The organism is Antiquaquibacter metalliresistens, from assembly GCF_029211225.1.
In the GTDB taxonomy this organism is placed as follows: Bacteria; Actinomycetota; Actinomycetes; order Actinomycetales; family Microbacteriaceae; genus Rhodoglobus; species Rhodoglobus metalliresistens.
Genome location: NZ_JARGEM010000006.1, coordinates 37,816 through 50,023, shown reverse-complemented (window position 1 = coordinate 50,023; position 12,208 = coordinate 37,816). Strand labels below are relative to the sequence as shown.

Sequence of the window (12,208 nt, the reverse complement as noted above, 5' to 3'; positions counted from 1 at the left end):
CTCGATCTTATGGCTACCCCTGACAACCCGACCGCGCCCTCCCCCGCCGGCGAACGCATCGAGGACATCGATCTCGCCACCGAGATGGAGGGATCGTTCCTCGAGTACGCATACTCCGTCATCTATGCGAGGGCCCTGCCCGACGCGCGCGACGGGCTGAAGCCCGTGCAGCGCCGCATCCTGTTCCAGATGCGCGAGATGGGGCTGCGACCGGATCGCGGGCACGTGAAGTCGTCGCGCGTCGTCGGTGACGTGATGGGCAAGCTGCACCCGCACGGCGACGCCTCGATCTACGACGCGATGGTGCGCCTGACCCAGGACTTCGTGCTGCGGGTGCCGCTCATCGACGGGCACGGCAACTTCGGCACGCTCGACGACGGACCGGCGGCACCGCGATACACCGAGACGCGACTGCAGGCCGCGGCACTGGCGATGACCGACGACCTCGATGAGGACGTCGTGAACTTCGTGCCCAACTACGACAACTCCTTCATGCAACCGGAGGTGCTGCCGGCGGCGTTCCCCAACCTGCTCGTCAACGGGGCGAGCGGCATCGCGGTCGGCATGGCCACGAACATGGCCCCGCACAACCTGATCGAGGTCGTCGGTGCCGCGCGGCATCTGCTCGATCATCCGGATGCGAGCCTCGACGACCTGATGTCGTTCGTGCCCGGGCCCGACCTGCCCACCGGCGGCACGATCATCGGCCTCGACGGCATCAAGGACGCGTACACGAACGGCCGCGGCGCGTTCAAGACCCGAGCCCGCGTCTCCGTCGAGTCGATCACGGCACGCAAGACCGGCCTCGTCGTCACCGAGCTGCCGTATCTCGTGGGCACCGAGCGTGTGATCGAGAAGATCAAAGACGGCGTGAACGCCAAGAAGATCAGCGGCATCTCCGATGTCACCGACCTCACCGACCGCAAGCACGGCTTGCGCCTGGTGATCGGCATCAAGACCGGCTTCAGCCCGGATGCCGTGCTCGAGCAGCTCTACCGGCTCACGCCGCTCGAGGAGTCCTTCTCCATCAACAACGTCGCCCTCGTCGACGGCGGGCCCCGAACGCTGGGGCTGAAGGAGCTGCTGCAGGTCTACCTGGACCACCGCCTGTCGGTCGTGCGGCGACGCAGCGAGTTCCGGCTCGCCAGGCGCCGCGAGCGGCTGCACCTCGTGGAGGGGCTGCTCATCGCGATCCTCGACATCGACGAGGTCATCCAGGTGATCCGCACGAGCGACGACAGCGACCAGGCGCGCACCCGACTCATGGACGTGTTCGAGCTCAGCGACCTGCAGGCCGAGTACATCCTCGAACTGCGCCTGCGGCGGCTCACCAAGTTCAGCCGCATCGAGCTCGAGGCCGAAGCCGACAAGCTGCGCGCCGAGATCGCCTATCTCGAGGGTGTGCTCGCCGACCCGGCCCGCATCCGCCAGCTCGTCTCCGATGAGCTCGAGCAGGTCGCCGAGCAGTTCGGCACGCCGCGTCGCACCCTGCTCACGCAGGCCCGCCCGTCGGTGGCGACCTCGGCCGCCGCGCGCAAAGCGGCGCCGGTGCTCGAGATCGCGGACGCGCCGTGCGAGGTGCTGCTCTCGACCACGGGGCGCGCAATCCGGGTGGATGTCACCGAGGATTCCACGCCGTCGGCGCAACGTCGGCGCAGCAAGCACGACGCCATCCGTTCCCGCGTGACGACCACGAGCCGCACCGAGATCGGCGCCGTGACGAACACCGGTCGCCTGATCCGCTTCACGGCCGTTGACCTGCCGAGCGTGCCTGCGAACTCGATCCAGCTCGCCGCGGGGGCCAAGATCAACGACTACCTCGCGATCGGCGGCAAGGAGAGGGTGCTCGGCTTCGTCACGCTCGACGGCGAGCCCATCGCGCTCGGCACCCGCCAGGGCGTCGTCAAGCGCGTCGCCATGGGCGGCTGGCCCGCCAAGCCCGACTTCGAGATCATCGCGCTCAAGCCGGGCGACGAGGTGGTCGGCGTCACCCAGGGCGGCGACGCCGAGGAACTCGTCTTCGTCACCTCGGATGCTCAGCTGCTGCACTTCGCCGCGTCGGCGGTGCGGCCGCAGGGGCCGGCCGCGGGCGGCATGGCGGGCATCAACCTGGGCGCCAAGGCGAGCGTGATGTTCTTCGGCTCCGTCGACCCCGGCGTCGACAACGTCGTTGCGACGCTTTCCACCTCGGTGGCCACGATCGCCGGCGCCGATCCCGGACGGGCCAAGGTGTCGTCGCTCTCCGAGTTCCCCGGCAAGGGGCGCGCGACGGGCGGCGTGCGGGCGCACTCCTTCCTCAAGGGCGAGGATGTGCTCGGTCTCGCCTGGGTCGGTCCGGCGCCCGCGCTGGCGGTCGGCACGGACGGCGCGGCGCGCACGCTGCCGGACGGCGGCGCCAAGCGGGATGCCTCGGGCACCCCTCTCGACGCGGTCATCGGTTCGATCGGCGAATCGGTCTGATCGCGGCCGGCGTCACACGTGCGGCACGAAGTCCTGCCAGGCCAGACGCCGCTCGGAGCGCGGGTCCTTCTCGATGCGATCCGCCCGGTCGAAGACCAGGGTGCGACGACGACGGCGCGTGTACCGGGGCCACTCGGGCGCGAGCGGATCCCCCCACGCGAATCGCAGCCAGTGCCGCTGCATCCGTGACCCTGCGCGCTTGAAGGCCCGCCGCCCGCCGAGCGCGCCGATGCCACGGCCGAACAGTCCGTTCATCCGGTCGAACAGCGCGAACAGTTCGAGACCGTGCGTCGCATCCAGGCCGGCCAGGCGTAGCAGCCGCGGCGCGATGTCGAAGCGATACATGTGCACGGGAGCGAATCGAGCGTGCCGCTCGGCGACCTTCACGCTCGGGTACCAGAACGCGAAGTCGCCGCCGAAGTCCGCGGCCGGCCGTCTGGCCGGCAGGCCCGGGTATTGGGCCTTGAGCGCGCGTCGCGAGCGCTTGGGCGTGCGGGCGAAGATCGCGCGGATGCGCGGCGGCGTGGTCGCGAGGATGTCCAGTCGCCCGCGGAAGAGCGAACCCTCGCGATCGTTGGTGCCGATGATCAGGGGAACCGGATGCGCCCGACCCGCCTTGAACGCGTCGAGCGGTCGTTCCGGCACGAGCGCTCCGTCGATCACCGGGCACAGCGCGACCGTGCCCGGAAAGCGGTCAGGCATCAGCAGCTGCAGTTCCGTGGTGGTGCGCACCAGCGCGCCCGTGCTCGCCGTCATGAGCAGCGTCGCGGCATCCTCGTGGCTCGTGCTCTCGACGGCCAGGTCGTCCACTCGGCCGCTCAGCAACTCCATGAACTCGCCGGCCCAGACCGCCGTCACCTCCGGCGGATAGATCGCGTTCGGTGGTGCGCTCTGCGCGATGGCCCGCGCGAAGAGACCGCGCGCGGACGGCACCGTCATCAGCGTCGTGACGGCGTTACCGCCCGCCGACTCGCCGAACAGCGTGACGCGGGCCGGATCCCCGCCGAACGCCGCGATGTTGTCCCGCACCCACGCCAGGGCCGCGATCTGATCGCGCAGCCCGAGATTGGACTCGATCGGATGCTCCGGGGTCGAGAAGCTCGACAGGTCGAGCCAGCCCAGCGCGCCGAGGCGGTAGTTGAGGTTGACGAAGACCACCCCGCCCTCCCGCACCAGTCCCTCGCCCTGCCTGCGGATCTCGCGAGCCGAGCCCACCGAGTACGCGCCGCCGTGCAGGAACACCATGACCGGCGCCGCCGTGACGGGTCCCTCGGGCGCGATCACATTGAGGGTCAGGCAGTCCTCGGACATCGGGGCGCTGGTGCGCACCCGGAACTGCCCGTCGCGGTCCTGGGGGGCGATGGGACCGAACTCCGCGGCGTCCCGGGTCCCCCGCCAGGGCACTACCGCGGCCGGTGCCCTGAACCGTCGCTCGCCGGTGGGCGGTGCGGCGTACGGGATGCCGCGCCACATGCGAAGCCCGCGCCGCACGGTGCCGCGCACCGCACCGCCGGTCACCTCGAACTCGAGCGACCCGGTCATGGCGGCACGCTATCGCCCCGAGGTGAACGGGCGGTGCGCGACGAACGGGCGGTGCGTGCGGCGCTCAGACGTCGATGCGGGAGCGGTTGAGTCCGTCGCCGGCGACGATGAACTCCTTGCGCGGGGCGACGTCGTTGCCCATGAGCAGTTCGAAGACCTTGGTGGCGGCCTCGGCATCCCCGATGTTGACCCGGCGCAGCGTGCGGTGGCGCCGGTCCATCGTGGTGGAGGCCAGCTGATCGGCATCCATCTCGCCGAGCCCCTTGTAGCGCTGGATCGGGTCCTGGTACTTCTTGCCGGACTTCTTGAGGCCGGCGAGCACCGCGTTGAGCTCGGCCTCGGAGTAGGTGTAGATCGTGTCGTTCGGCTTCGAGCCAGGGTTCATCACGATCACGCGGTGCAACGGCGGCACCGCAGCATAGACGCGTCCGTCCCGGATCATCTCCGGCATGTAGCGGAAGAAGAGGGTCAGCAGCAGCGTGCGGATGTGCGCACCGTCGACATCCGCGTCCGCCATGATGATGACCTTGCCGTAGCGGGCGGCCTCGAGATCGAAGCTGCGGCCGGAGCCGGCCCCGATCACCTGGATGATCGACGCGCACTCGGCGTTCGAGAGCATGTCGCTCACCGACGCCTTCTGTACGTTGAGGATCTTGCCGCGGATCGGCAGCAGCGCCTGGTACTCGCTGTCGCGGCCGAGCTTGGCGGTGCCCAGCGCGGAGTCGCCCTCGACGATGAACAGCTCGCTGTTGGCGACGTCGTTCGATCGGCAGTCCACGAGCTTCGCCGGCAACGACGAGCTCTCGAGCGCGTTCTTGCGACGCTGGGTCTCCTTGTGGGCGCGCGCCGAGATGCGCGACTTCATCTCGGCGACGACCTTGTCGAGCACGAGCGCGGCCTGCGCCTTGTCGTCGCGCTTCGACGAGGCGTACTTCTCCGCCATCGACTTGGCGACGACGTTCGCGACGATCGCACGCACCGCGGGGGTGCCGAGGATCTCCTTGGTCTGGCCCTCGAACTGCGGCTCCGGCAGACGCACCGTGAGCACCGCGGTGAGGCCAGCGAGGATGTCGTCCTTCTCGAGCTTGTCGTTGCCCGCCTTCAGCCGGCGCGCGTTCTTCTCCACCTCGGCCCGCAGGAACTTGAGCATGCCCTGCTCGAAGCCGGCCTGGTGCGTGCCGCCCTTCGGGGTGGCGATGATGTTGACGAAGCTCTTGAACACCGTGTCGTAGCCGGTGCCCCAGCGCAGCGCGATGTCGACCGCGCACTCGCGCTGCAGCTCGGTGGCGACCATGTGTCCGTTGTCCTGCAACACGGGCACGGTCTCGGTGAAGGTGCCGGTGCCGACCATGCGCCAGGTGTCGGTGATCGGGGCATCCGGAGCCAGGTGCTCGACGAACTCGCCGATGCCGCCGGCGAAGTGGAAGGTCTCGTGCAACGGCGTCTCGCCGCGGTGGTCCTCGAGCTCGAGCCTGAGGTCGGGCACCAGGAACGCCGTCTGCCGCAGCCGATCGAGCAGCTCCTCGGTCTGGAAGCTCGCGCCCTTCGCGAAGATCTGTCGGTCGGCCCAATAGCGGATGCGCGTGCCGGTGACGTTCTTCGCAACCTTGCCGACGACCCGCAGTTCACTGCCGGAGGTGAAGGGGGTGAACGGGGCATCCGGCGTCTTCTGCCCGCCGCGGTCGTCGAACACGCCGGGCTCGCCGCGATGGAACGACATCGCCCAGGTCTTGCCGTCGCGGTCGACCTCGACGTCCAGCCGCTCGGAGAGCGCGTTGACGACCGAGGCACCGACGCCGTGCAGACCGCCCGAGGCCGCATAGGAACCACTGCCGAACTTGCCGCCGGCATGCAGCTTCGTGAACACGACCTCGACGCCCGACAAGCCCGTCTTCGGCTCGATGTCCACGGGGATGCCGCGCGCCGTGTCTCGCACCTCGACGCTCTCGTCGGCGTGCAGCACCACGTCGATGCTCGATCCGTGGCCGCCGAGCGCCTCGTCCACCGAGTTGTCGATGATCTCCCAGAGGCAGTGCATGAGACCGCGAGAGTCGTTCGACCCGATGTACATCCCGGGGCGCTTGCGCACCGCCTCGAGGCCCTCCAGCACCGAGAGATGACGGGCGTTGTAGTCGGCGCTCAATTCGGGTCCACTCCTTGTCGTGCATGGCACAAGCCGGTTCAACAGTAGGCTCACCCGAGCCTGTTGCCTCGCACCGACACCCGCGCCGGGCCGCTCCGGCCGATCACGGGGCCGCAGCGGCTACGCGCACAGCGAAATACCCGGTAATTGACCCGCGTCTGTAACAGAGGCGTGGAAGGATTGTGATCACGCAGGTTCATCATCCAGCCCGAAGGAGCAGCACATGTCTCAGATCGCCACCGAGAACAGCGCCGTCGACGAGCTGGACTACGTCCTCACCGCCCTCGACCGCTGCGACTCCTGCGGCGCCCAGGCCTACATCAAGGTGACCCTGGCCAGCGGCGACCTGCTGTTCTGCGCGCACCACGGTGCCAAGTTCAAGGACAAGCTCTTCCCGACCGCGCTCGCCTGGCACGACGAGTCCTCGCGACTCCTCGAGCCCACGAAGTAACGACCTCGGTGGGACTCGGCGTCGGCCGACGCCTGCGGTATCTCGTCGACCGCGCGAGGGCTTTCGATCGCAAGGCCGTCTGGGAGATCGCCACGCGCGCCAGCAAGCAGACGTGGATGCCGCGGCCGCTCATCGTGCTCGACATGCTGTGGGGTGCCGCCTTCCATGAGGTGGCGTTCCAGGACTACGCGGACTGGGATTTCCACCTGCTCACGCGCGCCGAGCGGCGCACGTACATGACGCATCCCAAGTCCGACCGGCTCGTGCTGAAGGTCAACCAGGCCGAGTACCGGCCCCTGTTCCGGGACAAGTCGAAGTTCAACGTGCGCTTCGGCAAGTACCTCGGTCGCGATTGGCTCGACATCCGTGACGCGACCCCCGATGAACTCGGGGCGTTCGTGCGCAAGCACGGCGACTTCATGGCGAAGGTGCCCGACAGCCTCGGCGGCTACGGCATCGAGAAGCGTTCCGGCGCCGCAATCACCGACTTCGCAGCGCTGCACGCCGAGCTCACCGAGCGACGCCAGTTCCTGGTGGAGCAGGTGATCGTGCAGCATCCCGTGATGGCGAGCCTGAACCCCTCGAGCGTGAACTCGTTGCGCATGATCAGCTACCTCACCGACGCTGGTGACGTGCGCATCCTCGGAGCGACCCTCAAGGCCGGCGCCGGCGGGAGTGTCGACAACGTCAGCCAGGGCGGCATGTACACGATGCTCGACGAGGAGGGCGTGGCCCACTACGGCGCCTTCACCGCGGAGTCGGGGGCGATCCACACGGTGCACCCGATCACCGGAGTGTCCATCGTCGGCTTCCGGGTGCCGCTGTTCGACCAGGTGCTCGACCTCGTGGACAAGCTCGGGCACGAGGTTCCCCAGATCCCCTACGTCGGCTGGGACATCGCCGTCACGCCCGACGGACCCGTCGTGATCGAGGGCAACTACAACTCGGGCGTCTTCCAGCTCAAGCCGAGCGTCTCGGGCGTGCGCACGGGACTGCGACCGCTGTTCAAAGAGGTCACGGGATTCTGATCTCGGCTGCGCTCGAGTCGAGATCGGCGCGCGGTCAGCGTGCGACGCGGATGATCCCCAGCGGCGTCGACTGCCGATCCTGACCCAGCGGGTTGTCCTTGAGGATCGCGGCGAGGCGGGCATCCGCCGCACGACCCAGCGTGGAGCCGAGGATGTTGCCGCCGAAGTCGTTGATGTCCACGATCGCGACATCCACGGCCTTGCCGAGCGCCGTGCGCAACTCGGCTGCGACCTCGTTCGGACGCTCCGGGCCGAGCACGACCTGCGAGTCGTAGGGCGGGATGGTGTTCTTCGTCGGGCCGTCGATCGCGCGAGCCTTCGAGCCGGCAATCCGGTAGAAATCGCCGCGACGACCGAAGAGCTTGGTCACCGCCGCGACCGCCGCCGCGAACAGGATGCGTGGCGTGCCGCATTCGCGCAGCGCCATCTCCATCGTCTCCGGGATGCCGAGCCCGATGCCGTGCGAGGTCTTCGTCACGTAACGGGAGAGGAAGGTGGCGAGTCGGCGCGGCTCGATCGACTCCACGGGGAAGGCGCGGCCCTGCGTGATCGCGACGATCTTCTCGGTCACGAACAGGGTGTCGCCGTCCTCCAGCAGCTTGGCCGCGTATCCGGTGACGACCTCGGCGAGGTTCTCTCCCGCGAGCACGACATGCGTCTTGATCGGGATGCGCTGGTAGGCGACCCCGTCGACCGTGACCTCGAGGGACTTGCCCTCGTTGGCCTTGGCTGCCACCGGTCTACTCGAGGTAGTCGCGCAGCGACTGCGACCGGGACGGGTGACGCAGCTTGGCCATCGTCTTCGACTCGATCTGCCGGATGCGCTCGCGCGTCACACCGAACGTGTCGCCGATCTGGTCGAGCGTCTTGGGCATGCCATCGCCGAGACCGAAGCGCATACGGATGACGCCGGCCTCCCGCTCGGACAGCGAGTCGAGGAGCGACTCGAGCTGCTTCTGCAGCATCGTGAAGCCCACGGCATCCGCGGGAACGACCGCCTCGGTGTCCTCGATGAGGTCGCCGAACTCGCTGTCGCCGTCCTCACCGAGGGGGGTGTGCAGCGAGATTGGCTCGCGGCCGTACTTCTGCACCTCGATGACCTTCTCGGGCGTCATGTCGAGCTCGCGGCTCAGCTCCTCGGGCGTGGGTTCGCGACCCAGGTCCTGCAGCATCTGGCGCTGCACGCGCGCGAGCTTGTTGATGACCTCGACCATGTGCACCGGGATGCGGATGGTGCGGGCCTGGTCCGCCATCGCCCGGGTGATCGCCTGGCGGATCCACCACGTGGCGTAGGTCGAGAACTTGAAGCCCTTGGTGTAGTCGAACTTCTCGACGGCGCGGATGAGGCCGAGGTTGCCCTCCTGGATCAGATCCAGGAACTGCATGCCGCGACCGGTATAGCGCTTGGCCAGCGACACGACGAGACGCAGGTTCGCGCCGAGCAGGTGGCTCTTGGCGCGCTGGCCATCCTTGGCCACCCACTGCAACTCGCGCCCGAGGGTCGAGCGCTGCTCGCTGGCGGACATGTGCGAGAGCTTGTCCTCGGCAAAGAGGCCGGCCTCGATGCGCATCGCCAACTCCACCTCTTCGGCGGCGTTGAGCAGCGCGACCTTGCCGATCTGCTTGAGGTAGTCCTTCACCGGGTCGGCGGTGGCTCCGGTGATGGCGCTCGAGTAGACGGGGACCTCGTCCTCGTCGTCGACGAGGGACAGCACGAGCGCGCCAGTCGGCAGGGCCTCGTCCTTGCCGGTCGACTTCTCCTCGTCGTCGTCGTCATCGTCGGAGGCGTCGGTGTCGTCATCCTTGACGTCCTCGGTCTCCACCTCGACCACGGCGACGACCTCGACGTCTTCGACGTCGTCCTCGTCGATCTCCACGGGCTCATCGACGATGTCCTCATCGATTGCCGGGTCGCCGGCCTTGCCCGCCTTCGCGGCAGGCTTCTTGGCGGCCGATGCCTTCGCGGGCGCCTTTGCGGCGACCTTGGTCGTCGTGGCCTTCACGACCTTGGGCTCCACCTCGGGAGCGTCATCCTTCGTGGCCTGCGTACGCGTCGACGCCTTCGTCGACGCGGCAGGAGCCTTGGCCGGAGCAGCCTTGGTTCGGGTTGCCATGTGAGCACCTCATCCTGTTGGTCGGTCTGCGCGCTGGTTGTGCGCAGCCGTGCCGCTTTCGGGCAGTACTAAGACCCATGTCAAGTCCTCACCGTGACGCTCGCATCGAGTGTCGCGGATCCCTGGACCAGACCGGGTCTCAAGCCTCAATTATTGCACGCTTTGCGCGGGGACCCCGCCACGCGGTCATCGCCGCCGTCGACGCCAGGCCTCCATGATTGCAACCCACAGAGGGGACACCGCTATTCCCTCGTCGGCGAGCAATCTGCGGCGCGTCCTGCGGCGTGCGTGCACGAGCATCGCCACGCCGGTGCCCGCGATCAGGAACTGCGCGAGGAACGCGACGCGGAACGACGCGAGCGAGTACAACTCGGCGGGCACGCCGGATCCGCCGCGGGCGCGATCCACCGCGTCGAGCACGATGCCGACCAACAGCATGATGACGAGCGTCGCGCTGAACCCGCCCATGTTCACGAAGCCGGTCACCGAACCGTGGGAGGTCGGCGGGTTGAAGGTGCGCGCGAAGTCCATGCCGACGAATGCGGTGCTCCCCGCGGTCGAGAGCACGACGATCAAGACGACCACGAGCCAGAACGGCGGGCCGCCCGGCCAGGCCAGCACCGCGGCCCAGACCGCACCGAGCACCGACACCGCGAACAGCACGAGCGTGCTGCGTCGCAGCGGAAACCGGGCGGTGAGGATGCCGACGACCGGCCCAGCGACGGCACCGGTCACCACCACCAGGGTCAGCAGACCGGCAGCGAGGCTCGGGCCGTAGCCGAGCCCGACGGAGAGGAACGGGAATCCCCAGAGCAGCACGAACATGTTCGCGGGCCCGGCGGTGACGAAGTGCGCCCAGAATCCGAGCTGCGTGCCCGGATGCGCGAAGCTGCGCCGCACGTCCGCGATCGATGCCGCCCACGTCGCCCGGGCGATCGCGGCCCGGGGAGGTTCGCGCACGGTGGCGACGACCACCGCGGCCGCGAGCACGGACAGCGCCGCGGCGGAGAGGTACGCGGGCGTCCACCCCCACAGGTGCAGCAGGAAGAAGAACGGAAAGGCGGAGATCACCTGACCGAGTTGGCCGACCGATCCCACCACCTGCGACAGCACGGGAACGTGTCGCGCGGCGAACCACAGACTCACCAGCCGGAGCACGGCGATGAACGTGCCGGCATCCCCGGCCCCGAGCAGGACGCGCCCCGCGAGGGCGACGCCGAGCGACGGAGCGAGCGCGAGGGTGGCCTGCCCGGCCACCATCACGAGCGCGCCGCCGATCAGCAGCGCGCGCGGACCGAACCGGTCGAGCAGCACCCCCGACGGCACCTGCATGACCGCGTAGACGATGAGTTGCACGACGGCGAGCGTCGAGAGTGCGGCGGCGTTGACCCCGAAACGATCCGTCGCTTCGACGGCGGCGACCCCGAGCGAACTGCGCTGGAAGACCGCGACGACGTAGGCGAGCATGCCCCCGACGAGCACGATCCATTGGCGCGAGGACATTGCGCCAATGCTAGCGAGCCGCTATGCGGAGTCCTCGTCCTCGGTGCTGCGACTGGCCAGGAAGTCCTGCAGTTCGGCCGCGATCTCGTCGGCGCTCGGCAGTTCGCCGTCGACGTCGGTCAACGGCGAGCGCAGGGGATTCTCCAGCATGTAGGAGTCGTGCCGCTCCTCCAGGGTGCCCACGAGCCGAGCGAGCTCCTGGTTGCCCTCGACCTGCCCGTCGATCTTCGCGAGGAACTCGCGCCCCTCTTCGCGCAACCGGTCGGTCGGGAAGATGAGCCCGGTCGCCGCGCTCACGCTCTCGAGCGCCGTGACGGCCGCGGCCGGGTACTCGGTCTCGGCGAGATAGTGCGGGATGAGCAGCACGAAGCCGGTCGTCGGATGCCCCAGCTCCTGCAGCCGGTACTCGAGCAGGTGCAGCGCGTTGGCCGGCACCTGCGTGCGCGGTCGCCATACCGACATCGCATCGATCAGCTCGGTGCGGTTGCCGCTGACGGTCACGCCGATCGGGCGGGTGTGCGGCACCGGCATGGGGATCGCGTGCACCCAGGTGGTGTCCTTGACCCGGTAGCGATCCACGAGCTGCAGCACCGCCGCGGTGAAGCGCTCCCACTGGAAGTCAGGCTCGTAGCCGGTCAGCAACAGGAACGGCTGGTCGAGCTCATCGCGCATCAGGTACAGGTTGAGCTTGGCCGGGTGGTACTCGCTCAGGTGATCCTGGTCGAAGTAGATGGTGGGGCGGCGGGCGCGGTAGTCGAGCAGCGCGTCGCTGTCGAACTCCGCCACGACGCGGTGGTCGAGGGTGGACAGCAGGTACTCGCTGAACTGCGTGACGGCGGAGCCGGCATCCGTGAATCCGGTCAGAGCCGCGACCAGATGCAGGCCGGACGGCACGTCGACGACCTCGGTCGAGATGTCGTACAGACCGGTCGGATCGAGCATGGCTCCATGGTAATCGGGGCCCCGG

General features: G+C 68.6%; 9 protein-coding genes. 3 read left to right on the top strand and 6 right to left on the bottom strand.

Features of this window, described 5'->3' with window-relative positions:
• The first annotated feature begins 9 nt into the window (after nucleotides 1-9).
• Nucleotides 10-2,460 carry a DNA gyrase/topoisomerase IV subunit A gene (locus PYV02_RS11710; protein ID WP_275759218.1) on the top strand — a complete coding sequence of 817 codons (2,451 nt, stop codon included), beginning with the start codon at nucleotides 10-12 and terminating at the stop codon, nucleotides 2,458-2,460.
• Between the two features lie 12 nt (nucleotides 2,461-2,472).
• Here PYV02_RS11710 and PYV02_RS11705 read toward each other — a convergent pair whose 3' ends face one another.
• On the bottom strand, nucleotides 2,473-4,002 hold the full coding sequence (locus PYV02_RS11705) for a carboxylesterase/lipase family protein (protein ID WP_275759217.1): 1,530 nt from the start codon (nucleotides 4,000-4,002) through the stop codon (nucleotides 2,473-2,475).
• 64 nt (nucleotides 4,003-4,066) lie between these two features.
• Nucleotides 4,067-6,145 (bottom strand): DNA gyrase/topoisomerase IV subunit B, encoded by a 2,079-nt coding sequence (locus PYV02_RS11700; RefSeq protein ID WP_275759216.1) that lies wholly within the window; start codon nucleotides 6,143-6,145, stop codon nucleotides 4,067-4,069.
• 223 nt (nucleotides 6,146-6,368) lie between these two features.
• Between PYV02_RS11700 and PYV02_RS11695 the strand changes: the two genes are divergently transcribed.
• Together PYV02_RS11695 and PYV02_RS11690 are read left to right on the top strand one after the other, a co-directional pair.
• Nucleotides 6,369-6,596: a DUF7455 domain-containing protein gene (locus PYV02_RS11695; RefSeq protein ID WP_275759215.1), complete on the top strand. Its 228-nt coding sequence runs from the start codon at nucleotides 6,369-6,371 to the stop codon at nucleotides 6,594-6,596.
• An 8-nt stretch (nucleotides 6,597-6,604) separates the two neighbouring features.
• On the top strand, nucleotides 6,605-7,624 hold the full coding sequence (locus PYV02_RS11690) for a sugar-transfer associated ATP-grasp domain-containing protein (protein WP_275759214.1): 1,020 nt from the start codon (nucleotides 6,605-6,607) through the stop codon (nucleotides 7,622-7,624).
• Between the two features lie 34 nt (nucleotides 7,625-7,658).
• On the opposite strand, the gene PYV02_RS11685 is transcribed toward PYV02_RS11690, so the two are convergent.
• From PYV02_RS11685 to PYV02_RS11670, 4 genes are all read right to left on the bottom strand, one after another.
• Nucleotides 7,659-8,360, bottom strand: coding sequence for a coenzyme F420-0:L-glutamate ligase (locus PYV02_RS11685; protein WP_275759213.1), 702 nt, complete (start codon nucleotides 8,358-8,360; stop codon nucleotides 7,659-7,661).
• Between the two features lie 4 nt (nucleotides 8,361-8,364).
• Nucleotides 8,365-9,738, bottom strand: a complete 1,374-nt coding sequence (locus PYV02_RS11680) for an RNA polymerase sigma factor (protein ID WP_275759212.1) — start codon at nucleotides 9,736-9,738, stop codon at nucleotides 8,365-8,367.
• Between the two features lie 186 nt (nucleotides 9,739-9,924).
• Nucleotides 9,925-11,241: an MFS transporter gene (locus PYV02_RS11675; protein WP_275759211.1), complete on the bottom strand. Its 1,317-nt coding sequence runs from the start codon at nucleotides 11,239-11,241 to the stop codon at nucleotides 9,925-9,927.
• A gap of 21 nt (nucleotides 11,242-11,262) precedes the next feature.
• A complete protein-coding gene (locus PYV02_RS11670) occupies nucleotides 11,263-12,183 on the bottom strand; it encodes a proteasome assembly chaperone family protein (RefSeq protein WP_275759210.1) in 921 nt (306 codons plus the stop codon).
• Nucleotides 12,184-12,208 lie beyond the last annotated feature (25 nt).

What these genes read in the sequence shown, in the direction of transcription:
- PYV02_RS11710 (WP_275759218.1), top strand. Translation starts at nt 10, where the DNA reads ATGGCTACCCCTGACAACCCGACCGCGCCCTCCCCCGCCGGCGAACGC.
- PYV02_RS11705 (WP_275759217.1), bottom strand. Translation starts at nt 4,002, where the DNA reads ATGACCGGGTCGCTCGAGTTCGAGGTGACCGGCGGTGCGGTGCGCGGC.
- PYV02_RS11695 (WP_275759215.1), top strand. Translation starts at nt 6,369, where the DNA reads ATGTCTCAGATCGCCACCGAGAACAGCGCCGTCGACGAGCTGGACTAC.
- PYV02_RS11680 (WP_275759212.1), bottom strand. Translation starts at nt 9,738, where the DNA reads ATGGCAACCCGAACCAAGGCTGCTCCGGCCAAGGCTCCTGCCGCGTCG.
- PYV02_RS11675 (WP_275759211.1), bottom strand. Translation starts at nt 11,241, where the DNA reads ATGTCCTCGCGCCAATGGATCGTGCTCGTCGGGGGCATGCTCGCCTAC.
- PYV02_RS11670 (WP_275759210.1), bottom strand. Translation starts at nt 12,183, where the DNA reads ATGCTCGATCCGACCGGTCTGTACGACATCTCGACCGAGGTCGTCGAC.